We start from the raw sequence: 25621 nt of genomic DNA, 5'->3' as shown, positions 1-25621 counted from the left end.
CGAAGCGGGGCCGCCCTCCGCGTGGCCCTTCAGCACGCCCCGAGCTACGACGAAGCCCTCTCTTAGCGAGACACCCACCAGGGGAGATACGAAACAAAACTTTGATTGATCGACTGGACCATCGGCGATTACCGAGAAGCGGACTTCTTGCTTCCCGACTAAGGCTTGTCCCGTAAATGAACTCTGACTGGTGCGGACGTGATCGGTACCAGTCCGACCGCTCGCCTATCCGGCGAAATTGAGGTTGTGTATCCGGGCGATACCCAGCATGGCGTGGTGGACACCGTCACCTTTGAGACGGCAGTCGCGGAGGATCTTCCAAGTTTTCATGCGGGCGAAGGCGTGTTCGACCCGGGCTCGGACCTGTTTGTGGGACTTGTTGTGGGCCTGCTTCCAGTCGGGCAACTCCTCGCCCTTGCGGCGCCGGTGGGGCATCACGAGTCCGGTGCCCGGATATCCGCCGTCGGCGATGGTCATGGTTGTGCCGACGGCGGCCTTCGCGCCGGACTCCTCCCACGCCTTGCAGTCGTTGCGGTTGCCGGGCAGAGGCCGGCCGACTAGGACGACGAGCCGGGTGTCGGCGTCGATGACGACCTGGTGGTTGGTGGAGTACCGGTAGTTCTTCGACTGCTCGGCGATGGTGTGGTCACGGGTGGGCACCAGGGTGCCGTCCACGATGAGCACGGTGTCCTTCGCGAACCGCTTGCGGGGCTGGAGGGCGAGCATCGGCCCGAGGTGATCGATGATCCGGTCCGCCGCCGACTTCGAAACCCCGAACGGCGGGGCCAGCTGCCGCATGGTCAGGTTTGTGCGCCAGTACGCCGCGACCAGCAAGGCCCGGTCCTCCAACGGCAGGCCCCACGGCCGGCCCCTGCGGACCGCGTCTGCACCCTCACGCCGCAGCACCGTCACCAGCTTCCCGAACAGACGAGGGCTCAGCCCGGTGAACGGGGCTACCCAGGACGGCTCGGACGCCGTGATCACACCAGACACCACAAGATCGTTTCATGATGCCCGGCACAACGTCGAGAATGCTCCTGTGACTGAAGAACTGGTGAGGTTCATCAAGGCGCGGCTGGACGAGGAGGCCGGCTTGGCCCGGCGCTGCGACGGCGACGGGTGCGGGGAGTGGTCTGCCCACGGACACACGGTCGACTTTTGCCAGGCCGACCTCTCCGGTTTCCATCCCACGGTTGCTCTGCACGTAGCTCTGCACGATCCAGCCCGTGTCCTGCGCGAGATCGAGGCCAAGCAGCGCATCCTGGCCCGTCACGCCCGCGACCCCTGGCCGTGCCACGACCTGCGTGACCTCGCTTCGCCCTACATCGACCATCCTGACTACCCCGCCCGAGCCTGACGTGCCGGACGAGACTGCATGCTTGACCGAGCCTCGACAACAGAAGGTCGTTTTACGGGACAGCCCTTAGGGCGTCCGCCAGTAGGTCATCGGATGCGAGGGCTTGGTGGGCGGGTGTCCTAGCGGTAGAGCGTCCAGGCGCGTCGGATGAGGCTGCGGACGGTGATGATGGCGCTGGCCAGGGCGATGAAGAACTCGATGGGAGCTTTTCGTCGCTCGGTGCAGCGGCGGAGCTTGCCGAAGTTGTTCATCCAGGAGTTTGTGCGCTCGACCACCCATCGTCCACCGGTCTGGATAGGGATTTTCGCTCCGCGCCCGGTGATCTTGCCGCTGATCTGCCGGGCATGGAGGTCCTGGTGGACCATGCTGTAGTCGTAGCCGGCGTCCAGGCTCAGGCACGGGTTTTTGGGCAGCGGCCCCAGGTCTTGTGCCAGGCCGGTGAGGCGGTCGAGGGTAGCGGGCAGCAGGGTGTGGTCCTGAGTGTTGGCCGGGGCGGGGACAGTGATCAGTGGTATGCCGTATCCGTCGGTCAACTGCGAGCGTTTGATGCCGAGTTTGGCCCGGTCGACCGGGCTCTTGCCCGCGCATTCGCCGCCTGACGGAGCCTTGGTGATGCAGCCGTCGGCGGACAGCCGGTCGAGTTCGAGGCCGATCATCCGGTCGTAGCAGCCCAGGACGAGCAGTCGCAGGTTCTCCATCACACCGGCCGCGATCCATTCATCGCGCCGGCGGCGCAGTGTGGTGGCGGAGCAGAGGCGGTCGGCCGCGCGCTCATATCCACAGCCGAAGACCAGGACCTGCACCAGGCGGTCGAAAACCAGTGCGTCACTGATACGCGGATTGTGGCAGCCCCACGGATGGGAGTCCTTACGGGCGGGCAGCAGAGCAAGGAACTGGTCGCGGATCGGGTCGAGAATGCATGATGGGACGGCAGGCACGGATCCCCCGGTGATCGTGAAGCGTAGAGAACTCCATGATCGGGCGAACCGTGCCTGCCCCACTACCGCCGCCCACGGCACCTACTGGCGGACGCCCTAAGGAGGCTGGGCGGAATGAGCAGTCCGCTTCCGTCCGCAGTGATACCCCAGCCGGGGGGGGCGCACTGGTCGGAGGGTTGCTGGGGTTAGTTCCTGCCGCTTCAAGGAGGGCGGTATTTTTTGCCCAATATTCGAGTTGCTGCTTTGGGTTGCTAAGTCTGTTCGCATACCATCCCCCAAGTAGCACACAGAACACACCAGTGAAGACACTGAAAAGAATCGTCCACCATGTATCCGACACGGAGAATCCCCCTAGGTTCCGCAGCGTTTATATGGCTGGCCTCATGTGTTGGACCCGCTCGAACAGCGCGGCGGCCCCGTGGTGCCGCAGGTGGGGCCGGATCATCCTGCGCATGTTCGCCACCCTCTGATCGGCGCGGCCCGAGCGGACTAGCGGGTAGTCATCGAGGGCTTCGTGCCAGGTCTTCACGGCTTCTTCGAGGTGACCAACTTCTAACTGGCGTTCGGCGAGAAGTGCGCGCATGCGCACGTTGCCCCTGCGGTACACGGAAAAGCGAACCCTGTTGCTCTCTTGCAGAGCTTCGATCGAGCCGTGAGTGTCGCCTAGCTCGTAACGCACCTGCGCCACGTGATAGTTGAGAGCGGCGGGGTCGTACGACCCGAGCGGCTTCCCCCTGCTCTCCGCTCGTTCCATGGCTACCTCAGCGTCCCGGATGAAGCGCAGTGCAGCCGTGCGGTTGCCGTCTTGTGCGGCAGCATGCGCCTGTTGCCCCTTCAGGAAAGCGAGCATGCGAGGGCCCGCTTTCGGGGACGCGGTGGCGGCGGCATCTGCGAGACGTAACGCGTCCTGGCCGTGGCCGAGGTCGACCGCTTGCACGCTCATGCCTCGAAGGGTGGTGCAGTAAGTCAGGTGATCCTCGGACCCTCCGGCTAGTTCGAGAGCCTTCAGATAGTAGCTCTGAGCCAGGCCGTGAAGCCCCTCATCGACGGCCATGTACCCGGTGAGGTAGCAGAGATCCGAAGCGGCCGACAGCATGGCTTTACGTACGTCCTCGGGCGCCTCGGCCCGCAGGTACGGAGCAACGGTGTTCACCATGAAGGTTGCGGCCAGGGGGCGTGCAGTGCGGCCCCCGTATTGATCATCTATCTCCGAAACCTTCTCGGTCATCTGAACAACCATGTCGACTTCGCCGAAGCCGATCCGTAGCCCGCGGCCCTTCTTCACCGCCTCGGCCCGTTCGACCACATCGGGCCACCCCGGAATCGTAAGCGCGATCGAATACAGCCCTGCCCCGAGGACACTTCGGCGGGCCGGGTCCATGTCTGCGCGTCCGAGGTCAACGAGACCTTCAACGGTGCCCGGCACGGCCTCTTCACCCTTCGGCCCCGGGAGACCGGCCTCCGCGTAGGTGACCTGACGGCCTAGGCGCCGCGACAGAGCTTCGAGGACCAGGAGACGAACCTTCTGCACGGGCGTTGTACCGGTAAGCCACTTGCTCACGTTGCTCTTGTCAGCCCGGACACTCACTCCCGCTTCGCTGCCTGCCCGATTGATGCCAGCGGCTAACTGCCCATACGTCCAATCCGCTTCGCGGAGAAGTCGGCTCAATCCCTCGTTCGCTTCCCGCTCAGCCATGGCCGCCCCTGACACTTTCCACGCTTTCAACTCTCGCTGACACCTCAACGGTACCGCCGAGGGCTACGGCGCGGTTGCGTAGAGCGACAACGTCAGCGAGGGGAACCCCATGAAGCCCGAAGTCGAAGAGCCACCGCCGTACAGAGGCGGATGCACTGTCGTCGTCGACATCGCCGAGTGGCGGAGTTTCCGGGCGCATGCCCCTTCGTGGGTCCCGCTCCGCTTCGATGCTCCGACCGCTCAGGTGATCGCGCGGGTACAGCAGCGCCTACGGGAGCGGGCATCGGCGTGAGCGGCCAGGGACCGGTTCTGGTTCCCCCTGCTGCCCTGTCTGCTCTAGAACCGGTCCCGGTCGAGGGCTGCGGCGTGTGCGCCTCCCTGGCCGAGCAGAGGGAGGCCGCTCGGCTCCGCTCGGATCGGGACACCGTGACTAGCCGGAATCGGGAGATCGAGAACCATCCCCACCCGAGCAAAGCCTCATGAACGGCCGTATCACTCAGTGAAAAGAGGTACACCTGTGACCACGATCGCGGAACCGCAGACCACGGCAACGGCGGCTGTCACACCCCGACTTCTGTGGCTGGACCTGACGCGAAAGTGCCAGCTCAACTGTGGGCACTGCTACAACGGTTCGGGGCCAGAAGGCACGCACGGCGACATGACGGCCGCAGACTGGTTCGGCGTCCTGGACCAGGCGGCCAGCGTCGGGATCCATTCCGTTCAGTTCATTGGCGGCGAACCGACCATGCATCCCGACGCGCCCGAGCTGGTGGACTACGCGCTGAACATCGGGCTGAAGGTCGAAGTCTTCAGCAACCTGGTACACGTCACGCCCGCATGGTGGGATCTGTTCCGGCGGGGCGGGGTCACCCTCGCAACGTCGTACTACTCGAACCACGCCAGCGAGCACAACGCGATGACCGCGCGACGAAGTCATGCTCGGACCCGCGCGAACATCGAGACGGCCGTGCAGCTCGGCGTCCGTCTGCGTGTGGGAATCATCGTCAGCGACTATGAGCAGCATCTCAACGAGACTCTGGAAGAGCTTGCAGCTATGGGCGTGACCAGGATCGGAACCGACCGCGTCCGGCCCTTTGGCCGGGCCGCACATCATCAGGCTTCGGATGCTGGCAATCTTTGCGGCCAGTGTGGAAGCGGCCGGGCCGCTATCGGCCCGAACGGGGCCGTGTCCCCCTGCGTCTTCTCCGGTTGGCTCGGCGTCGGAAACGTACATGACGCGCCCCTGGCCGATATTCTCGGCGGCAGTGCCATGGCCGAGGCCAACGCGTCCATCCGTAGCAGTCGCGCCCCTGGTCTGCCCGGCAACCATGACGGCTGTGAGCCTGACGACGAGTACAGCCCGGGAACCCCGCTCAGCGATTGCAACCCGAGGAACTGAGGACCATGACACACCCTCTGCCCGGACCCGAGTTCTGGGCCCTGGTCCGCCCGCACACTGGTGGCCAGGTCGACACGGAACCTACCGCTCGCGGCTTCGGCTCCGATCTGACGGCTGTAGTCGAGTGCGAGAAGGGGCCGTTCTTCATTAAGGCCATGCGCAACCGGACCGGTGGCCGCCGTGACTCCATCACCCGCGAACGGGTCATCAGCCCGTTCGTCACCTCCGTCTCCCCCGCTCTGAAGTGGCACGCGGAAGATGAACACTGGATCGCGTTGGGCTTCGAAGTGGTCGACGGACGGCCGGCCAGCTTCGCACCGGATTCCCCAGACCTCACCGCGGTCGTTGACCTCGTTGACCGCGTCGGGAAACTTCACCTCCCGGACGTAGCTCGCGACTGGCCGGAGACCCGATGGCACCCGTTCGCTCTCGACGGGTCGGAAGCCGAACTCTTCCGGGGTGACTCGTTGTTGCACACAGACATCAATCCCAGCAACCTCCTTGTCGGGGCACACGACATGTGGGCTGTGGATTGGGCATGGCCAACCCGTGGTGCGGGGTTCATCGATCCGGCCCTTCTGGTGCTCCAACTGGTTGCGGCGGGACACAGTCCCGACTCGGCAGAATCTTGCGTGTCCAGTTGTGCGGCATGGGCCTCGGGGGACCAGGAAGCCGTTGACGCCTTTTCTGCGGCCGTCCTGCGCATGTATCGGGTCTTCTCCGACCGGAAGCCCGGTGTGTCATGGCTGAAGGCCATGGTCACAGCAGCCCGGTTCTGGACCGACCACCGACGCGTAACGGTGGTCTGAAAGCTCGACGTCCGGCCCTGTATTCCCTGTTGGGGCGTAGGCGTCGAAAGTAGAAGGGGCGGCCCGTGGGGACACTGTTGGGGTAAGTCCTGGCCTTAGCTTGACGCCGGTCTTGGTCACTCGCTTTGAGTGGTAGGGACCGGCGTTTTGTGTTGGGGGTGTCTGATGTCGTTCCAGGCGACGGGACTTGGAACATTCCGGCGGAGACCGCGCGGATGGCTCGGACAGTGTGTCCGCAGGGGACGTTGGCGATGCTGATGCGGGACGCTCTCGGGGAGGTCTTGTCCGGGGCGGCTCTGGTGTCGCTCTATCCGGATCGCGGGCGGCCGGTGATCCCGCCACAGGCGTATCCGCGCGGCTACGGCGTCTCAGCGCAGCTCCGCCCGGAACGCCACCGGTGTCGTCCCCGTGTGCTGGGTGAAGAACTTGGAGAAGTTGGCCGCGTCCGGGAAGCCCACGACGGCGCCGATGCGGCCGATCGGCATGTCCGTGTGGGCCAGCAGGCGCTTGGCCTCCAGGACGACGCGTTTGTCGATGAAGCCCTTCGGGGTCTCGCCCGTCGCGGCGCGGACCGCGCGGACGAGGGTGCGCCGGGAGTAACCGAGGGCGTCGGCGTAGGCGCTGACGCTGTGGTTGGTGACGAAGCCCTTCTCCACGGCCTCACGGAAGCGGGTGAAGGTGCTGTCGGCCCGCGCGTGGGCCGCGTCGGCGGCACCGGCCGCCAGATGGGCCAGCCGCAGCAGGAACGCGGTCAGGGTGTGCCGCAGCACGGCGGTGTGCAGGCTGAGCGGCAGGGTGCCCGTGTCCACGTACTCGCGCTCCAGCTGGGCGAGGGAGTTCTCCAGCGCGGTGAGCTGGTCCCGGTCGGGGCGCAGCAGCGGGGGCAGGTCGTAGCGGTAGAGGCCGGTCGCCTCGACGGTGGCGCGGGGCAGGAAGCCCGGCTGCATGATCAGGGCGGTGCCGCGGTAGTCCGCCGCCGAGGAGAAGCGGTGCACCTGACCGGGCCGGATCCACAGGATCTCGCCGTCCCCGGCCTCGTACTCGTCGAAGTCGATCATGTGCCGGACGGGACCGCCCCGGAAGAGCAGGACCACATGGAAGTCGATGCGGTGGACGCGCTCGATCTGTTCACCCGAATGCCAGCTGCGGCCTGCTTCCATCGGGCCCACCTGCATGCCCACGCCGAGAACGCTGAGATCCACGGGGAAGGGAAAGGTCCTGATCCCGGTCCGGCCACCGTCGTATCCGTCCCCGTATCCATCCCCGCCCCCGTATCCGTCTTCGCGTCCGACCGCGTGTCCGACCTCGTGTCCGTCCTCGAATTGAGCGTTTGTGTCCGCCATGTCCTTCTCTTACCGGATCGGTCCCGTGGTCGTTGTCCCACTTTCACCAAAGGCTGACACAGGGGCACCTTCCCCGGTAAAAGTCAGACTTTTAAGGTTGAAGGCATCAGAGCAGTTATCAGGCTTCCGGTGAGGATTTCTTGAAGATGAGCGCGCAGACACCTGACAGCTTGGAGTGGACCGATCTGGACCGGCGAGCCGTCGACACGGCCCGTCTGCTGGCGGCGGACGCCGTGCAGAAGGTCGGCAACGGCCACCCCGGCACCGCGATGAGTCTGGCCCCGGCCGCGTACACCCTCTTTCAGAAGGTGATGCGTCACGACCCCGCGGACCCGGAGTGGACCGGCCGCGACCGCTTCGTCCTCTCCCCCGGCCACACCTCGCTGACGCTCTACACCCAGCTCTTCCTCTCCGGCTACGAGCTGGAGCTGGACGACCTGAAGGCGTTCCGCACCCACGGCTCGAAGACGCCGGGACACCCCGAGTACGGCCACACGGCCGGGGTCGAGACCACCACGGGTCCGCTGGGCCAGGGCCTCGCCAACGCGGTGGGCATGGCGATGGCCGCCCGCTACGAGCGCGGCCTCTTCGACCCGGACGCCCCCGAGGGCGAGTCCCCCTTCGACCACACCATCTGGGGCATCGTCTCCGACGGTGACCTGGAGGAGGGCATCTCCGCCGAGGCTTCCTCGCTGGCGGGCCACCAGAAGCTCGGCAACCTCGTCTTCCTCTACGACGACAACCACATCTCGATCGAGGGCGACACCGCCACGGCGTTCTCCGAGGACGTGCTGAAGCGGTACGAGGCGTACGGCTGGCACGTCCAGCGGATCGAGCCCTCGACGGACGGCGACACGGCCGGCGACATCGACGTACCCGCGCTGTACGCGGCCCTGACCGCCGCCAGGAACGAGACCGGGCGGCCCTCGATCATCGCGATGCGCACGATCATCGCCTGGCCCGCCCCGAACGCGCGGAACACCGAGGCCTCGCACGGCTCGGCGCTCGGCGCGGAGGAGATCGCCGCCACCAAGCGCGTACTGGGCTTCGACCCCGAGCAGTCCTTCGAGGTGTCGGACGAGGTCCTGAACCACGCTCGCCGCGCCCTCGACCGCGGCGCCGAGGCACATGCCGCCTGGAACAAGCAGCTCGCCGAGTGGCGTACCGCGCGGCCCGAGCGTGCCAAGCTCTTCGACCGGATCGTGGCCGGACAGCTGCCCGAGGGCTGGGAGAGCGCGCTGCCGGTGTTCGAGACCGGAACGTCCGTGGCGACCCGCGCTGCCTCCGGCAAGGTGCTGCAGGCTCTCGGCGGTGTGCTTCCCGAGCTGTGGGGCGGCTCGGCCGACCTCGCGGGCTCGAACAACACGACCATCGACAAGACGAGTTCGTTCCTCCCGAGGGGCAACCCGCTCCCCGGGGCGGACCCGTACGGCCGCACGATCCACTTCGGCATCCGCGAGCACTCCATGGCCGCGGAGATGAACGGCATCGCGCTGCACGGCAACACCCGTGTCTACGGCGGCACCTTCCTGGTGTTCTCCGACTACATGCGCAACGCCGTCCGCCTGTCCGCCCTCATGCAGCTCCCCGTGACGTACGTGTGGACGCACGACTCCGTCGGACTCGGCGAGGACGGCCCGACCCACCAGCCGGTCGAGCACCTGGCCTCGCTGCGCGCCATCCCCGGACTGAACGTCGTGCGCCCGGCCGACGCCAACGAGACCGCGATCGCCTGGGCCGAGATCACCAGGCGGCACGCGGTGAACCCGGCCCCGCACGGCCTGGCCCTCACCCGTCAGGGTGTACCCACGTACGAGGCCAACGCCGACGCGGCCAGGGGCGGCTACGTTCTGCGCGACTCCTCCACCGAGACCCCCGACGCGATCCTGATCGCGACAGGCTCCGAGGTGCAGCTCGCCGTGGCGGCACGCGAGCAGTTGGAAGCCGAGGGAGTGGGCACCCGTGTGGTGTCGATGCCGTCCGTGGAGTGGTTCGAGGAGCAGTCCGCCGAGTACCGGGAGAGTGTCCTGCCGACATCCGTGAAGGCCCGCGTGGCGGTCGAGGCGGGCATCGGTCTCACCTGGTACCGGTACGTCGGTGACGCCGGACGCATCGTCTCCCTGGAGCACTTCGGCGCCTCCGCCGACGCCGGGATCCTGTTCGCCGAGTACGGCTTCACGGCCGAGAACGTCGCCGCGTCCGCGCGGGAATCCGTTGCCGCCGCCCGCGGTTGATTCGACTGCACGAAGGAAGATGATCACTGTGACCCAGACAATCACCACCACTGACCCCCTGAAGGCCCTCTCCGGCGAAGGCGTCTCCATCTGGCTCGACGACCTGTCCCGCAAGCGCATCACGTCCGGCAACCTCGCCGAGCTCATCGAGAGCCGGCACGTCGTCGGCGTCACCACCAACCCCTCCATCTTCCAGGCGGCGATCGGCTCCGGCGAGGGGTACGAGGAGCAGCTCGCCGACCTCGCCGCCCGCCGCGTCACGGTCGACGAGGCCGTACGGATGATGACCACCGCCGACGTGCGTGCCGCCGCCGACATACTGCGGCCCGTGTACGACGAGACCGGCGGCCAGGACGGCCGGGTCTCCATCGAGGTCGACCCGCGCCTGGCCCACGACACCAAGGCGACGGTCGCCGAGGCCAAGCAGCTCTCCTGGCTGGTCGACCGCCCGAACGTCATGATCAAGATCCCGGCGACCAAGGCCGGGCTGCCCGCGATCACCGAGGTCATCGGCCTCGGTATCAGCGTCAACGTCACGCTGATCTTCTCGCTGGAGCGCTACCGCGAGGTCATGGACGCCTACCTGGCCGGCCTGGAGAAGGCCCGGGCCAAGGGCCTGGACCTCGCCACCATCCACTCCGTCGCCTCCTTCTTCGTCTCCCGCGTCGACAGCGAGATCAACAAGCGGCTGACGAAGGTGGGCACGGACGAGGCGCTCGCGCTCAAGGGCAGGGCCGCGCTCGCCAACGCGCGGCTCGCGTACGAGGCGTACGAGCAGGTCTTCGACGGTGAGCGCTGGAACGCGCTCGGCGGCGCCCGCGCCAACAAGCAGCGCCCGCTGTGGGCGTCCACCGGCGTCAAGGACCCGTCCTACAAGGACACGCTGTACGTCGACGAGCTGGTCGCGCCCGGCACGGTCAACACGATGCCCGAGGGCACGCTGGACGCCACCGCCGACCACGGCGAGATCCGCGGCGACACGGTGAGCGGCGGTTACGTCCAGGCCCGCGCGGACCTGGACGCCGTCGAGAAGCAGGGCATCTCGTACGACGAGGTCGTCGGGCAGCTGGAGACCGAGGGCGTCGCGAAGTTCGCGGTGGCCTGGGACGAGCTGCTGGACGCGGTCACGGTCTCGCTGAACAGCAAGGGAGTTGACGGCGAATGAGCAAGAACCCTCCCGAGGGAACCCCGGCGAAGGGGGCCGGCACGGCACCGGGCGCCTCCCCCACTGCCGCCACCCCGGCGGCAAAGGCCGATCGGGCCTCGGCCACAACGAAGAAGGCCGTGAGCACCAAGAAGGCTCCGGGGACCAAGAAGAGCGCGGGTCCGGGCGCCGGGAACTCCGCGGCGGGTACCGGCAAGGCTGCGGGTGCCACGAAGCCCGCTGCCACCGGAAAGCCTGCGAGCGTCGCGAAGGCCGCGGGCACCAAGAAGGCTTCCGGAGCCACGAAGGCCGCGAGCGCCAAGAAGGCTATCGGAGCCACCAAGGCCGCGAGCGCCAAGAAGACTGCAGGCGCCACCGAGGCCGCGAGCGCCAAGAAGACCGCGGGCGCCGCGAAGACCGCTGGTGCCAAGAGCGCCGTCGGTGCCAGGAAAGCCGCGCCCGGTCGGGCGAAGGCCGGCGCTGCCGCCACTGCCGCGGACGGCTCGGCGTCGGCCACGACCGTGGAGACGGCGGCGGTCGCGACCGCCGACGCGACCGCCGACGCGACCGCCGACGCGACCGCCGCCGATCTCGCGCCGCAGTCGCTCACCGAGGTTCTGGAGCACGCCGACGGGTGGGTCAATCCCCTGCGCGATCCCCAGGACCGCCGTCTGCCGAAGATCGCCGGCCCCTCCGGGCTGGTCATCTTCGGTGTCACCGGCGACCTGTCGCGCAAGAAACTCATGCCGGCCGTCTACGACCTGGCCAACCGCGGTCTGCTGCCGCCCGGCTTCTCGCTCGTCGGCTTCGCGCGACGCGACTGGGAGGACGAGGACTTCGCCCAGATCGTGCACGACTCGGTCCGCGACCACGCGCGCACCGAGTTCCGCGAGGAGGTCTGGCAGCAGCTCGCCGAGGGCATGCGGTTCATCCCGGGTGACTTCGACGACGACCAGGCGTTCGATCAACTGCGCGCCGCAGTGGACGAGTTGGACAAGTCCCGGGGCACCAGCGGCAACTACGCCTTCTACCTCTCCGTACCGCCGAAGTTCTTCCCCAAGGTGGTCAAGCAGCTCAAGAAGCACGGTCTGGCCGAGGCACCCGCCGGCTCCTGGCGGCGCGGGGTGATCGAGAAGCCGTTCGGCCGCGACCTGAAGAGCGCGCGCGAGCTGAACCGGGTGGTGCACGAGGTGTTCGACCCGGAGCAGGTGTTCCGGATCGACCACTACCTCGGCAAGGAGACCGTCCAGAACATCCTGGCGCTGCGCTTCGCCAACCAGATGTACGAGCCCATCTGGAACCGGTCGTACGTGGACCACGTACAGATCACGATGGCCGAGGACATCGGCATCGGAGGCCGCGCGGGCTACTACGACGGCATCGGGTCGGCCCGTGACGTCATCCAGAACCACCTCCTGCAGCTGATGGCGCTGACCGCGATGGAGGAGCCCATCGCCTTCGACGCCGATTCGCTGCTCACCGAGAAGCTCAAGGTCCTCAAGTCCGTGAAGCTGCCCCAGGACCTGGGCGAGCACACGGTCCGCGGTCAGTACGCGACGGGCTGGCAGGGCGGCGAGAAGGTGCGGGGCTACCTCGACGAGGACGGCATCGACCCCGGTTCGACGACTGACACGTACGCGGCCGTCAAGCTGGAGGTCGACAACCGCCGCTGGGCGGGCGTCCCCTTCTACCTGCGCACCGGCAAGCGTCTCGGCCGCCGTGTCACCGAGATCGCGGTCGTCTTCCAGCGCGCCCCGCACTCCCCCTTCGACTCCACCGCCACCGAGGAACTCGGCGCGAACGCGATCGTCATCCGCGTCCAGCCCGACGAGGGCATGACCGTGCGCTTCGGATCGAAGGTGCCGGGTACGTCGATGGAGATCCGGGACGTGTCGATGGACTTCGCGTACGGCGAGTCGTTCACGGAGTCCAGCCCGGAGGCGTACGAACGCCTGATCCTGGATGTACTGCTCGGAGACGCCAACCTCTTCCCCCGCCACCAGGAGGTGGAAGAGTCCTGGAAGATCCTCGACCCGATCGAGGGCTACTGGGACACGCACGGCAAACCCGCGCAGTACGCCTCGGGCACCTGGGGTCCCGGGGAAGCCGACGAGATGCTCGCACGAGACGGACGGAGCTGGCGCAGGCCATGAAGATCGACCTGACCGACACCACGGCAAGCAAGATCAACAAGGCCCTCGTGCAGGGTCGCCGCGCCATCGGCACGCCAGCCGTGGGCATGGTCCTGACGATGGTCATCGTGACGGACGAGGAGAACGCGTACGACTCCATCAAGGCGGCCGAGGAGGCCTCGCACGAGCATCCCTCGCGCACCCTGGTCGTCATCAAGCGGCACGCCCGCAGCCCTCGCGACCGCACGAACTCCCACCTCGACGCCGAGGTACGCGTCGGCGCCGACGCCGGCACCGGTGAGACGGTCATCCTGCGGCTGTACGGCGAGGTGTCCGACCACGCCGACTCGGTGGTCCTGCCGCTGCTGCTCCCCGACGCGCCGGTCGTCGTCTGGTGGCCGGTGGACGCGCCCGAGGTCCCGGTCAAGGACCCCCTCGGCGCCCTCGCGCAGCGCCGGATCACCGACATGTACGCCGTGGAGACGCCGCTGGACGCCCTGGAGGCGCGTGCCGCCGCGTACGCGCCGGGCGACACGGACCTGGCCTGGACCCGGCTGACGCCGTGGCGTTCGATGCTGGCCGCCGCCCTCGACCAGGCCCGCACGAAGATCATCACGGCCACCGTGGAGAGCGAGGCGGACAACCCGAGCGCCGAACTGCTGGCCCGCTGGCTGGAGGCCCGTCTCCAGGTCTCGGTCGAGCGGGTCGTCACCGCGGGGCCCGTGGTCACCGCCGTGAAGCTCGGCACCGGGAACGGCGAGATCGTCATCGACCGCCCCGAGGGCCCCCTCGCGACGCTGTCCCTGCCGGGCCAGCCCTCGCGCACCCTCGCGCTGAAGGTCCGCAGCACCTCCGAGCTGATCGCCGAGGAACTGCGGCGGCTCGACGCGGACGAGATGTACGCCGTCGCCCTACACGGGGACGACGCCCAGAGGGAGAGCCGTGTCTGACTCACCGAAGCTCACCCGCCGCCCCGAGTGGACCGCTCTGGAGGACCACCGGGCCGGGCCGTTCCTGCACGCGCATCTGCGTGAGCTGTTCGCCACGGACCCGGAGCGCGCCGAGCGCTACACCGTGCGCGTGGGCGACCTGCACATCGACTACTCGAAGCACCTGATCACCGACGAGACGCTCGCGCTGCTCCAGGAACTCGCCACCGCCACCGATGTGTTCGGTCTGCGTGACGCGATGTTCCGCGGTGAGCGGATCAACGTCACCGAGGACCGGGCGGTCCTGCACACCGCGCTGCGCGCCCCGCGTGACGCGGTCGTGGAGGTCGACGGCGAGAACGTGGTGCCGAAGGTGCACGCCGTGCTCGACCGGATGGCCGGCTTCGCCGAACAGGTCCGCTCGGGCAAGTGGACCGGCCACACCGGCAAGCGCATCCGCACCGTCGTCAACATCGGCATCGGCGGCTCCGACCTGGGCCCGGCGATGGCCTACGACGCGCTGCGCGCCTTCACCGACCGGGATCTGACGGTCCGGTTCGTGTCGAACGTCGACGGGGCGGACCTGCACGAGGCCGTACGGGACCTGGACCCGGCCGAGACGCTGTTCATCGTCGCCTCTAAGACCTTCACCACCATCGAGACGATCACCAACGCGACCTCGGCGCGGACCTGGCTGCTCGCCGGACTCGGCGAGGAACCGGCGGCCGTGGCGAAGCACTTCGTGGCGCTGTCGACGAACGCGGAGAAGGTCGCGGACTTCGGTATCGACACGGCCAACATGTTCGAGTTCTGGGACTGGGTCGGCGGGCGGTACTCGTTCGACTCCGCGATCGGACTTTCCCTGATGATCGCGATCGGTCCGGACCGCTTCCGGGAGCTGCTCGACGGCTTCCACCTGGTCGACGAGCACTTCCGCACCGCGCCCGCCGAGTCCAACGCACCGTTGCTACTGGGCCTGTTGGGTATCTGGTACGGCAACTTCTTCGACGCGCAGTCGCACGCGGTGCTGCCGTACTCGCACTACCTGTCCAAGTTCACGGCGTACTTGCAGCAGTTGGACATGGAGTCCAACGGCAAGTCCGTGGACCGCGACGGGCACCCCGTCGAGTGGCAGACCGGGCCGGTCGTCTGGGGCACGCCCGGCACCAACGGGCAGCACGCCTACTACCAGTTGATCCACCAGGGCACGAAGACGATCCCGGCCGACCTGATCGGCTTCGTCAACCCGGTCGCCGAGCTGGGCGGTGAACTCGCGTCCCAGCACGACCTGTTGATGGCGAACCTCTTCGCCCAGGGCCAGGCGCTGGCCTTCGGCAGGACGCCGGAGGAGGTGCGGGCGGAGGGCGTGGCCGAGGAGCTGGTGGCGCACAAGACGTTCCAGGGCAACCACCCGACGACGACGATCCTCGCGCGCGAGTTGACGCCCTCGGTCCTCGGCCAGCTCATCGCCCTCTACGAGCACAAGGTGTTCGTGCAGGGCGCCATCTGGCACATCGACTCCTTCGACCAGTGGGGCGTCGAACTCGGCAAGGTCCTCGCCAAGCGCGTCGAGCCCGCCCTCACCGAAGGCGCCGACGTTCCCGGCCTCGACTCCTCCACCAGTGCCCTCGTGGCCACGTACCGCACTCTCCGGAAGAAGTGAACTGACATGACTGCGATGCAGCTTGGTCTCATCGGCCTCGGCAAGATGGGCGGCAACATGCGCGAGCGCATCCGCCGCGCGGGCCACACCGTCATCGGCTACGACCGCAATCCGGAGCTCGCCGACGTGAGCAGCCTGACCGAGCTCGTGGGCAAGCTCGAAGGCCCGCGAGTGGTGTGGGTGATGGTCCCGGCCGGTGCCGCGACCCAGGGCATCATCGATGAGCTCGGTGACCTCCTTGAGCCCGGTGACGTGGTCGTGGACGGCGGCAACTCGCGCTGGACGGACGACGAGAAGCACTCCGAGGAGCTGGCGGCCAAGGGCATCGGCTTCGTCGACGCCGGTGTCTCGGGCGGTGTCTGGGGCCTGCAGAACGGTTACGCGCTGATGGTCGGCGGCGACGCCGAGCACATCGCGAAGGTCCAGCCGGTCTTCGACGCCCTCAAGCCGGAGGGCGACGCCGGATTCGTGCACGCGGGCAAGGTCGGCGCCGGGCACTTCTCCAAGATGGTCCACAACGGCATCGAGTACGCCATGATGCAGGCCTACGCCGAGGGCTGGGAGCTCCTCCAGGCCGTCGACTCGGTCACCGATGTGCGTGAGGTCTTCCGCTCCTGGCAGGAGGGCACGGTCATCCGTTCCTGGCTGCTCGACCTGGCGGTCAACGCGCTGGACGAGGACGAGCACCTGGAGCGGCTGCGCGGCTTCGCGCAGGACTCCGGCGAGGGCCGCTGGACGGTCGAGGCGGCCATCGACAACGCGGTACCGCTGCCCGCGATCACCGCGTCGCTGTTCGCCCGGTTCGCGTCCCGGCAGGACGACTCGCCGCAGATGAAGATGATCGCGGCACTGCGCAACCAGTTCGGCGGCCACGCCGTCGAGTCCGCGAAGTAGGAGTCATGGGCGATCTTCTTCTCGTCCGGCACGGCGAGACCGAGTGGAGCCGGTCGGGACAGCACACGAGCTGGACCGACCTGCCCCTCACCCCGCACGGCGAGGAACAGGCGAAGTCCCTCGTCCCGCTCTTCGCCGGGCGCTCCTGTGCCCTCGTGCTCACCAGTCCGCTCCAGCGCGCGATACGGACCGCGGAGCTGGCGGGTCTGACCGGGGCCGTCGTCGACCCCGATCTTCACGAGTGGAACTACGGGGCGTACGAGGGCATCAAGACCGTCGACATCCACCGCACCCGTCCCGACTGGTACCTGTGGAACGACGGGGTGCCGCCCGGCCCGGACGGGCACACGGGCGAGTCGCCCGTCGAGGTGGGCGACCGTGCCGACCGGGTGCTCGCCCACGCGGCGAAGGCGCTCGACGAGGGTGATGTGGTCCTCGTGGCCCACTCGCACTTCCTGCGTGTCCTGACCGCCCGCCGGCTCGGACTGCCCGCCTCGGACGGGCGGCTGTTCCGGCTGGACACGGCCACGGTGAGCCGTCTCTCGCTGGAGCACGGCCGTCCTGTGCTGGCGGAATGGAACGCCAAGCCGTAGGGGGTGAGGGCCCGCGCCCTTGACGGGCGGAGCCCGTGTCTGTCTGCCGTCGGCTGCCGGCCGGTGGGGGTGGGCCGCGCAGTTCCCCGCGCCCCTGAAAGACGGGGCTGCGCCCCTGTCTTTCATCGGGGGCGGTAGCCCTTGCTTCTCAGGGGCGCGGGGAACTGCGCGCTCAGCCCTCACCGGCCGGCAGCCGACGACCCTCCCCGGGGCCCCGCCCGTCAAAGGGCGCGGGCCCCCACCGGCCTCCGTACGTGCTGTGCCGCCAGCCGTACCGGGGCGTTCTGCGCGCCGTAGCCGCGGTAGCCCGCGTCGCGCTGGACCAGTTCGAAGAAGACCCGGCCGATCGTCTCCGTGTAGCAGTGGCGGAAGGCGCCCTCCGCGTCCCGGTCGTAGAGGATGCCGAGTTCGCGGAAGGTCTCCAGCTCACCGTCGGCGAACTCGTACCTGGCCGCGAGGTCGTCGTAGTAGTTCGCGGGGATGGTCAGCAGCCGGCCGCCCGCGGCTCGGAAGCGGCGGGCCGCCGTCACGAGGTCGTCGGTGGCGAGCGCGATGTGCTGGGCACGGTCGCTGTCGTCGGCGCTCGGGGCCGGGCCGACACCGAGGGCGATACGGACGCTGCCGTCGGCGTTGGTGACGGCACGACTGCGCAGCAGCCCGTACGGATCGGCGACGTCGACGCTCTCCAGGGCGCCGAGTCCCAGAACGCTGCGGTGGAAGAGCGCGGCCTCGTCGAACTGGTGCCAGGGCTGGGTGAGAGCGAGGTGATCGATGCGGTGGATGCCACGGACGGTGGACACCGAAAGCTCAACGGGTTCTGTACCCTGCGCGGGCTCCGCCGACCGCGCGGGCTCCGCGGGGTCTGTGGGTCCTGTGGGGTCGAAGTCGCTTGTCCAGTCGGGCAGTCCGGGGCGGCCGGTGGCGCAGAAGAAGAGTTCCGTGCCATCGGGTGCGGCGACGGCGTCCAGGGGCACGTCCTCGGGGGTACGGCGGCGCGGCAGCACGGGGGCGAGCAGCGCTTCGGCACGCCTGGCCGCGCCCGCCGGGTCCGGTGATTCCAGCCCGACGGCGGCGAGTTGCGTACCGTCGCGGCGGGCGCCCGGACCGGTGTTGAGCAGCACGCGGGCCTCGCCCTGCTGCCACAGATCGACCGGCTTGCCGCGGTGCCGGGCGGTCCGGGTGAAGCCGAGTGCTTCGAGGAGTTCCGAGACCGGTTCGACGTCGGGGCTCACCAGTTCGGCGAAGGCGATGCCGGTCGGCACGACGGGGGCGGGCGGCGCGGTGAGGCCGACGCTCTCCTGCAGGACGAGGAGCGAGCGCTGCGCGTCGACGGCGGTCGGCCCGGCCTCGGCCTGCCGGAAGACGTCGTTGAAGACTTCGAGGGAGAGCGGCCCCTGATATCCGGCCTTGATCACCTGCCTGAGCAGCCCGGCGATGTCGAAGCCGCCCTGTCCGGGGAAGCAGCGGTAGTGGCGGCTCCACTGCAGGACGTCCATCGCCATCAGCGGCGCGTCGGCCAGCTGGAGGAAGAAGATCTTCTCGCCGGGAATGTCCGCGATCCCTTCGAGATCCTTCGGATCGGAGCTCCGCGCGAGGATGTGGAAGCTGTCCAGACAGGTGCCGAGCGCCGAGTGGTCGGCGGCTTCGACGATGCGCCAGGCATGGTCGTACGTGCTGACGTGCCGGCCCCACGCCAGCGCCTCGTAGGCGACGCGGATACCGAAACCCTCGGCGAGTTCGGCGAGGCGGCGCAGGTGGAAGGCGGCGAGCGCGTCGTCGTCGACAGCGAGGGGCGAGACGCTGGAGCACACCAGGACGGTGTCCGCGCCGAGCCGCTCCATGAGCCGGAACTTGTGCTCGGCCCGGCGCAGATTGCGCTGGAACTCGTCCGGTGGCACGGCCTCGATGTCACGCATCGGCTGATAGAGATCGATACTCAGCCCGAGATCGGCACACCGCGCACGAATCTCCTCCGGCGTGAGCGGACTGGCCAACAGATCATTCTCAAAGACCTCGACCCCATCGAACCCGGCCCGAGCTGCAGCGGTGAGCTTCTCGGTGAGGGCCCCACTGAGACAGACAGTGGCAATGGAAGTACGCACGTTGCTACTCCTCAGATTCCGGCTTAAGGCTTTCAGGGGCGCGGGGAACGGCGCGATCCTTCGTCTTTCGTCCTTCGTCTTCCAGGGGCGCGGGGAACTGCGCGACCAGCCACGACGCACCCTCACCCGCCCGCCCGAAGGACCCCCGCCCCGGCCAACTCCGCGATGTCCAAGAGCATCCGCGCAGCGTCCGGCTCCCGCCCCGTGAACAACCGAAACGCATCCGCGGCCTGAAAGACAGCCATCCCCCCACCATCGAGCACCGCACACTCCACCCCCCGCGCGACGCGCAACAACTCGGTCTCCAGCGGCCGGTAGACCACCTCGGCCACCCACAACCCGGGCCGCAGCAACTCCGCCGCGAACGGCAGCCCAGGATGCGCGGCCATCCCCGTGGGCGTGGCATGCACCACGCCGTCGGCCCCGGCGAGCAGCGAGGGCAACCGCTCCGGGCCACCGGCGTCCACCCGCCCCGCACCGAACTGCCGGTTCAGCCCGGCGGCAAGATCGGCCGCCCGGTCCGGCAGCGCGTCCACCACGGTGACGTACCCCGCCCCGAGGGTCAGCAGGGCGTGCGCGACGGCCGCCCCCGCTCCCCCGGCGCCCAGCTGCACCACCCGCTCCAGCGGAGCGTCGGGCAGCCCGCGCGCGAAGGACGCCGCGAACCCGGTGACATCCGTGTTGTGCCCGATCGCGCGCCCGCCGTCGAAGACGACGGTGTTCACCGCGCCCAGCGTCTCGGCCTGCGGGGCGAGCGCGTCCAGGTGCTCGATGACGAGCTGCTTGCAGGGGTGGGTGATGTTCAGCCCGTCGAAGCCGAGGTCGCGGGCGGAGCGCACCAGGTCGCCCACCGCCTCCGGCGCGACACCGAGTTCGTCGATGTCGATGAGCCGGTACAGATAGCGCAGGCCCTGGCGGTCGGCCTCCCGCTCGTGCAGGGCCGGGCTGAGCGAAGGGCCGATGCCCGCGCCGATCAGTCCGACGAGATACGAGTCCTTGACCACGGCGACCACGACGGACCTCCCGAGCAGCTCACTAATGTACGAACCAGTACGTTAGCTATACCAGCATCCCGCGGTCACGGGAAGGCCCTCCGGACACCCGGAGCGACGCATCGGCCCCTGCTTCTACAATCGCGGGCACCGGCCCCTCGCCCGAGAGCACCCGAAAGAGCCGGAAGGACCCGAAGGAACCCGATGACCAGCGTCGAAGAACCGGCAAGGCCGAACGGACGCATCCGTGACGCCGTCCGCACGAGGGCCGAGATCCTCGACGTGGCGACCCAGGAGTTCGCCCGGGCCGGCTACGACGGGGCCAGGGTCGACGAGATCGCCGCCCGCACCCGGACCACCAAGCGGATGATCTATTACTACTTCGGCGGCAAGGAGCAGCTGTTCACGGCCGTGCTGGAGCGTTCGTACGGTGTCATCCGCGAGGCGGAGCAGGGGCTCGACGTCGAGCATCTCGACCCGGTCGCGGCCATCCGGCGGCTGGCGGAACTGACCTTCGAACACCATGAGGCGCACCCTGACTTCATCCGCCTGGTCAGCATCGAGAACATCCACGGCGCCGAGCACATCGCCGGCTCCGAGAAGCTCGGCAGGATCGGCTCGCCCGCGCTCGACGTGATCCGCCGCATCCTGGAGTCGGGGCGGGAGTCGGGGCTGTTCACGGCCGACGTCGACGCCGTGGACCTGCACGCGATGATCAGCTCGTTCTGCTTCTTCCGGGTCGCCAACCGGCACACCTTCGGCGCCCTGTTCGGCCGCGATCTGGTCGACCCCGCACAGCGTGAGCACTACCGGAGCATGCTCGGCGACATGGTCATCGCCTACCTGACGGCGGACCGCACGGCCGACTGACCACCGCAAGATCCTTCGGCACGACCTCTTGACACCCGGGAAACGTGAGCGCAACATCCGTAGCCAGCCACTACTAACTACCCAGTGGGTTAATTAACCGGCAGCACCGCGGCAGGGCCGTCCCACCACCCCAGGGATCCGCCGCTTCTGCCCGCCTCCCCCTCTGCTCGCCCGATCATCCGATCACCGCTCACCGCTCATCGCCCTCCTCCCGCTCACTCCGCCTACGTTGGAGTTCCCCCGAAGGAGCATCGCCGTGTCCGTCCCCGCAGCACCCCTCGACGCGCCGCCCGGTCAGCCGAGGAAGGCCGCGACAGCCGCCTGGATCGGCAGCGCGCTGGAGTACTACGACTTCTTCATCTACGGCAGCGCGGCCGCGCTGATCTTCCCGGAGGTCTTCTTCGACGAGTCCGACCCGGCCACGGCGACTCTGCTGTCCTTGGCCACGTTCGGGGTCGCGTACGCGGCCCGCCCGGTCGGGGCACTGTTCCTCGGGCACTTCGGCGACAAGGTCGGCCGTAAGAAGATCATGGTCTTCACGCTGATCCTGATGGGCGTGTCGACGTTCCTCATCGGCTGTCTGCCCACGCGCGACCAGGTCGGCACACTGGCGCCGGTCCTGCTGGTCCTGTGCCGGGTCCTGCAGGGCATCTCGGCCGCGGGAGAGCAGGCCAGCGCCAACTCCATGTCGCTGGAGCACGCGCCACCGGACAAACGCGGCTTCTTCACCAGCTTCACGCTCAGCGGCACCCAGGGCGGCCAGTTGCTCGCCACGCTGGTGTTCATCCCGGTCGCCGCGATGCCCGAGGACCAGCTGCTCGCCTGGGGCTGGCGCATCCCGTTCTGGATGAGCATCGCGGTCGCCGTCGTCGGCTACGTGATCCGCCGCACTCTCCAGGAGACGCCGACCTTCACGCAGCAGGCCGCCACCGAGGGCGTCGCGAAGATGCCCCTGGCCGTGCTGATGCGCGAGCACTGGGCGGACGTCCTGCGGGTGATCGCGGCCGCTCTGGTCGCCTCGGTCAGTACGATCTTCACGGTGTGGGCGCTGGCGTACGCGACCAGTGACGCGGTCGGTATGGACCGCACGTCGATGCTGTGGGTGGGCGCGCTGGCCAACCTCGTCGCGCTCGGCGCGATCCCGCTGTGGGCCACCCTGTCCGACCGCATCGGGCGCCGCCCGGTCTTCGCGATCGGCGCCGCGGGCAGCGGCGTACTGATGTTCCTCTACCTGTGGGCCATCTCCACGGGCTCCTACCCGCTGGTCCTGGTCCTCGGCATCGTCACCTTCGGTGTCGTCTACAGCGCCGCGAACGGTGTCTGGCCGTCCTTCTACGGCGAGATGTTCTCGACCAGGGTCCGCCTGTCGGGCATGGCCATCGGCACACAGATCGGCTTCGCGATAGCAGGTTTCGCGGTGACGTTCGCCGCGCAGATCGCGGGCCCGGACGGAGACGACTGGCTGCCCGTGGCCCTGTTCACGGCCGCGCTGTGCGTCCCACCGGTGATCGCCGCACTGACGGCCCGCGAGACGCACAAGGTCCCGACGGAACGACTGGGCGAACGGGCACCTCAGGAATCACCGGACGTACTCAGCCCTTCAGGCGTCTGAAGAGCGCCGACCGTATTCAGCCCGTCCGGCGTTTGAGGACGAGCGCGAAGCGCGATCCGGGGGTTCGGGGGCAGCGCCCCCGAGTCGGTGACGGGACCGGGTAGGGGCGGCGGGGGCGAAAATCCCCTCCGCCGCCCGCTGCCCGTCCCCCTCCCCGTCAGCTCAGCTCCCCTCAACGGCCAGCGTGAGCCCCGGCTCCCCATGAGCGTCCGCCGCCCCGAGCACCGCGGTGAACGCCCCCGCCCGCACCACCAGCCCCTCCCCCTCCACCCGCGCACAGACCACGCTCAACGGCTCGGCGGCCACAGCCCCGTACCGCACAGCGAACACATCGAGCCCCTCCGGGGAGTCCGCCGAGGGCCCGACCTCCAGCGCACTGGTCGTCCGCACATGCCGCCACCCGGCGTCGGGATCCCCATACCCCCGCGGATCGGCGGCCAGCTCGAACGCGACCTGCTGCTGCGTGCGTTCGCTCCGCGCGTCGAAGGAATCCGCAGCGCCCCGCCGCGGATGGGTCAGCCGCAGCTCACCGACCGCCGCGACGAGCGGAAAGTCGGCCACCCGCCGGAACCGGTCGCCGTCGGCGGCGACATAGGGCATCCCCGCGAGCAGGTACCGTTCCCCGGCCAGCCGTTCGACGATCACGGTCATCCACAGCCGCGTACCGTCCGTGACGTACAACGACCGCACCTGGCGCAGCACATGGTCCCTGCCGACGACGGGCTTGGTCACGAGCTTGGCCGCGAGCCCGCCCACCCGGTGGTCCGCGACCCGTACCGCGCCCATCGGTCGGCACAGCAGGAAGCCGTCCGCGGCGGGGCCGACGACGGGCCCGAAGCCGTGCTGCCGGTTGACGGCGGCAGCGATGAGCGCCGTACCGCCGGCCTCGATCACCGAGGGGGTCATCCGGTCGTCGAACGACACCGTGACCGTGCCGGAGCGCAGTTGGTGGCAGGCGGGTGCCGTGCTCGGGGCGCGGTGCCAGCCCGGGGTGTCCTGGATCTGCCAGACGAGCATGAACGCGAAGTGCCCGTCGACGCCTCCGTCGGCCCCGACCGCGTGCCGGCCCCAGCGCGCGTCCCCGGCGTAGCGGCCGATGTCCGCGCCGATACGGCGGCCGAAGTACCGCAGTCCGAGGACCGATTCGAAGGCGGAGTGCTGCTCGCTGTAGCGCGGGCCGCCGATGTCGAAGCCACTTGAGCAGACCCGCGCGTCGATGTAGCGGGCGAGCGTGTCGCCGTCCTGGGCGAAGACCTCCTCGCCGCTGATCCGGTGGGCCTGGGCGAGGAAGGACAGGGAGATCGGCCCGTAGTTGTTGTCGTACGCGCCGCCGTGCTCGGGGGGCAGGGGTGCGCCCCGGTCCCGTACGCGACGGGCCCGGATCTCGTCGAGGTACAGCCGCAGGGCGCGCTGCCGGACCGACTCCCCTTCCTCGGCGGGGAGATGGCGGGCGAGCATCAGTCCGCCGACCACACAGCCGATGGCCTGGTTCGCCGCGTCCTGCGGGTTGAAGACCGTGGCCTCGGTCAGCCAGCGCCAGTAGCCGCCCGCCACGCCGACGAGTTCGCGGTACTGCCCGTCGTCGACGAGCCCGCCAAAGGACGCGTCGAGGACGTTGACGGCCTGGAGCAGCGCCCACACCGTGCTCGGCCAGTCCCCGATGGGGTGCGCGCCGGGCGCCGGCACGTAACGGGCGTACGGGAGGCCGGAGTCGCGTGCTGTCAGGTTCGGGTAGCCGGGGTTGTCCTCGGTGAAGACGCGCTCGCGCAGATGGAAGCCGAGACTGCGGCGCACGGCCTCCGGCAGGCGCGGGTCCTTGGTGCGGTGCCAGGCGAGCGCGAGCAGGGAGGTGATGCCGAGCGAGGTGTCGCCGATGTCGTCGCCGGCGGCCGGGTTCTCCAGGTTGCCCTCGGGGGTGAGACGGGCCAGGGCCGTCTCCGTGACGCCGGTCAGTACGGCGTCGTACGCGGCCGGGTCGTCCGCGAGGCCGTGCAGCGGGCCGCGCTGATGGAGGAGGTGCACGTACTCAGCCCTTCATGCCGGAGGTGGCCAGGCCTTCCACGAGCCGCTTCTGGAAGATCAGGAAGCAGATGAGGGTGGGCAGGAGAGCGAGCGTCGACATGGCGAACATCGCGCCGTACGAGGAGCCGCTGGTCTGGTCCAGGAACAGGGTCAGGCCGAGTGGGACGGTGAACTTGTCGTTCTGCTGGAGGTAGACGAGCTGGTGCAGGAAGTCGTCGTACGTCCAGATGAAGGTGAAGATGGTGGTGGTGATCAGCGCGGGCTTCATCAGGGGCAGGATGATCTTCCAGTAGATCTGGAAGGGGTTGGCTCCGTCCATCATGGCCGCCTGGTCCAGCTCACGCGGGATGGACCGGATGAACTGGACCATGAGGAAGATGAAGAAGGCGTCCACCGCGAGGAACTTCGGCACGATCAGCGGCAGGAACGTGTTGATCCAGGTCAGGTTGTAGAAGATCGTGTACTGCGGGATCAGCACGGCCTGGGTGGGCAGCATCAGTGTGCCGAGCATCAGGCCGAACCAGATCTTCTTGCCGCGGAACTCGAAGCGCGCGAAGGCGTACGCGGCCAGCGAGCAGGAGATCACGTTCCCGATCACCGCGCCGATCGTGACGATCAGCGAGTTGGTGATGTAGAGGGAGAAGGAGTTGCCGGAGCCGCTCCAGCCCTCGGAGTAGTTCTCGGGGCGCAGCGAGCTGGGGATGAGCCCCGGCTGGGTGAAGATCTCGGTGTCGGGCTTGAGCGAGCTGCTCAGCATCCACAGCAGCGGATAGAGCATGACGATCGCCACGCCGACGAGCACGGTGTGGATGAAGACGCGGCGCGATCCGGTGGACGAGCGCAGCTGCTGGAGCGGCGACCTCCGGGACCGGGCCCGGGTGATGGCGGACAT

General features: G+C 68.6%; 20 protein-coding genes. 12 read left to right on the top strand and 8 right to left on the bottom strand.

Annotated features, from left to right (window positions below):
* Window positions 1-225: 225 nt before the first annotated feature.
* Entirely contained in the window at window positions 226-993 is a 768-nt protein-coding gene (locus ACIOKD_RS17865) for a transposase (protein WP_402084499.1), read from the bottom strand.
* Between the two features lie 46 nt (window positions 994-1039).
* On the opposite strand from ACIOKD_RS17865, the gene ACIOKD_RS17860 reads away from it, so the two are divergent.
* Window positions 1040-1357 carry a DUF6221 family protein gene (locus ACIOKD_RS17860; RefSeq protein ID WP_402084497.1) on the top strand — a complete coding sequence of 106 codons (318 nt, stop codon included), beginning with the start codon at window positions 1040-1042 and terminating at the stop codon, window positions 1355-1357.
* 119 nt (window positions 1358-1476) lie between these two features.
* Here the strand turns inward: ACIOKD_RS17860 and ACIOKD_RS17855 are convergent, their stop codons facing one another.
* Both ACIOKD_RS17855 and ACIOKD_RS17850 read right to left on the bottom strand, forming a co-directional pair.
* On the bottom strand, window positions 1477-2295 hold the full coding sequence (locus ACIOKD_RS17855) for an IS5 family transposase (RefSeq protein WP_402084495.1): 819 nt from the start codon (window positions 2293-2295) through the stop codon (window positions 1477-1479).
* A 367-nt stretch (window positions 2296-2662) separates the two neighbouring features.
* On the bottom strand, window positions 2663-3991 hold the full coding sequence (locus tag ACIOKD_RS17850) for a tetratricopeptide repeat protein (RefSeq protein WP_402084493.1): 1329 nt from the start codon (window positions 3989-3991) through the stop codon (window positions 2663-2665).
* A 517-nt stretch (window positions 3992-4508) separates the two neighbouring features.
* Here ACIOKD_RS17850 and ACIOKD_RS17845 point away from each other — a divergent pair.
* Complete coding sequence (locus ACIOKD_RS17845) at window positions 4509-5390, top strand: radical SAM protein (protein ID WP_402084490.1); 882 nt, start codon at window positions 4509-4511, stop codon at window positions 5388-5390.
* A gap of 5 nt (window positions 5391-5395) precedes the next feature.
* Window positions 5396-6199 carry a protein kinase gene (locus ACIOKD_RS17840; RefSeq protein ID WP_402084487.1) on the top strand — a complete coding sequence of 268 codons (804 nt, stop codon included), beginning with the start codon at window positions 5396-5398 and terminating at the stop codon, window positions 6197-6199.
* A gap of 368 nt (window positions 6200-6567) precedes the next feature.
* On the opposite strand, the gene ACIOKD_RS17835 is transcribed toward ACIOKD_RS17840, so the two are convergent.
* Window positions 6568-7542 carry an AraC family transcriptional regulator gene (locus ACIOKD_RS17835; RefSeq protein ID WP_402084485.1) on the bottom strand — a complete coding sequence of 325 codons (975 nt, stop codon included), beginning with the start codon at window positions 7540-7542 and terminating at the stop codon, window positions 6568-6570.
* A gap of 146 nt (window positions 7543-7688) precedes the next feature.
* Here ACIOKD_RS17835 and tkt point away from each other — a divergent pair, with 146 nt between their 5' ends.
* From tkt to ACIOKD_RS17800, 7 genes are all read left to right on the top strand, one after another.
* The gene (gene tkt, locus ACIOKD_RS17830; RefSeq protein ID WP_402084482.1) at window positions 7689-9776 is read left to right on the top strand and encodes a transketolase; all 2088 of its coding nucleotides are present in this window, start codon (window positions 7689-7691) and stop codon (window positions 9774-9776) included.
* Between the two features lie 19 nt (window positions 9777-9795).
* Window positions 9796-10941 carry a transaldolase gene (gene tal / locus ACIOKD_RS17825; RefSeq protein WP_402084480.1) on the top strand — a complete coding sequence of 382 codons (1146 nt, stop codon included), beginning with the start codon at window positions 9796-9798 and terminating at the stop codon, window positions 10939-10941.
* 596 nt (window positions 10942-11537) lie between these two features.
* Window positions 11538-13073, top strand: coding sequence for a glucose-6-phosphate dehydrogenase (zwf, locus tag ACIOKD_RS17820; protein ID WP_402085012.1), 1536 nt, complete (start codon window positions 11538-11540; stop codon window positions 13071-13073).
* Window positions 13070-14002, top strand: coding sequence for a glucose-6-phosphate dehydrogenase assembly protein OpcA (opcA, locus tag ACIOKD_RS17815; protein WP_402084477.1), 933 nt, complete (start codon window positions 13070-13072; stop codon window positions 14000-14002). Before zwf ends, opcA begins: the two co-directional genes overlap by 4 nt.
* Window positions 13995-15644 carry a glucose-6-phosphate isomerase gene (gene pgi / locus ACIOKD_RS17810; RefSeq protein ID WP_402084475.1) on the top strand — a complete coding sequence of 550 codons (1650 nt, stop codon included), beginning with the start codon at window positions 13995-13997 and terminating at the stop codon, window positions 15642-15644. Before opcA ends, pgi begins: the two co-directional genes overlap by 8 nt.
* A 15-nt stretch (window positions 15645-15659) precedes the next feature.
* Window positions 15660-16538, top strand: coding sequence for a phosphogluconate dehydrogenase (NAD(+)-dependent, decarboxylating) (gene gnd, locus ACIOKD_RS17805; RefSeq protein ID WP_402085010.1), 879 nt, complete (start codon window positions 15660-15662; stop codon window positions 16536-16538).
* Between the two features lie 5 nt (window positions 16539-16543).
* Entirely contained in the window at window positions 16544-17131 is a 588-nt protein-coding gene (locus ACIOKD_RS17800) for a histidine phosphatase family protein (protein ID WP_402084472.1), read from the top strand.
* Window positions 17132-17352: 221 nt separating this feature from the next.
* Here ACIOKD_RS17800 and ACIOKD_RS17795 read toward each other — a convergent pair whose 3' ends face one another.
* Together ACIOKD_RS17795 and ACIOKD_RS17790 are read right to left on the bottom strand one after the other, a co-directional pair.
* Window positions 17353-19233 (bottom strand): bifunctional sugar phosphate isomerase/epimerase/4-hydroxyphenylpyruvate dioxygenase family protein, encoded by a 1881-nt coding sequence (locus ACIOKD_RS17795; protein WP_402084470.1) that lies wholly within the window; start codon window positions 19231-19233, stop codon window positions 17353-17355.
* A gap of 122 nt (window positions 19234-19355) precedes the next feature.
* Window positions 19356-20237: a shikimate dehydrogenase gene (locus ACIOKD_RS17790; protein WP_402085008.1), complete on the bottom strand. Its 882-nt coding sequence runs from the start codon at window positions 20235-20237 to the stop codon at window positions 19356-19358.
* A gap of 192 nt (window positions 20238-20429) precedes the next feature.
* Between ACIOKD_RS17790 and ACIOKD_RS17785 the strand changes: the two genes are divergently transcribed.
* Window positions 20430-21095, top strand: a complete 666-nt coding sequence (locus ACIOKD_RS17785; protein ID WP_402084468.1) for a TetR family transcriptional regulator — start codon at window positions 20430-20432, stop codon at window positions 21093-21095.
* Window positions 21096-21351: 256 nt separating this feature from the next.
* Window positions 21352-22707, top strand: coding sequence for an MFS transporter (locus ACIOKD_RS17780; protein WP_402084465.1), 1356 nt, complete (start codon window positions 21352-21354; stop codon window positions 22705-22707).
* A 162-nt stretch (window positions 22708-22869) separates the two neighbouring features.
* Here the strand turns inward: ACIOKD_RS17780 and ACIOKD_RS17775 are convergent, their stop codons facing one another.
* Both ACIOKD_RS17775 and ACIOKD_RS17770 read right to left on the bottom strand, forming a co-directional pair.
* Window positions 22870-24729 (bottom strand): hypothetical protein, encoded by a 1860-nt coding sequence (locus ACIOKD_RS17775; protein WP_402084463.1) that lies wholly within the window; start codon window positions 24727-24729, stop codon window positions 22870-22872.
* Between the two features lie 4 nt (window positions 24730-24733).
* On the bottom strand, window positions 24734-25621 hold the full coding sequence (locus ACIOKD_RS17770; protein ID WP_402084460.1) for a carbohydrate ABC transporter permease: 888 nt from the start codon (window positions 25619-25621) through the stop codon (window positions 24734-24736).

It is taken from the genome of Streptomyces sp. NPDC087844, assembly GCF_044742785.1.
Lineage (GTDB): Bacteria > Actinomycetota > Actinomycetes > Streptomycetales > Streptomycetaceae > Streptomyces.
This window is presented reverse-complemented; position numbering and strand designations above follow the sequence as displayed.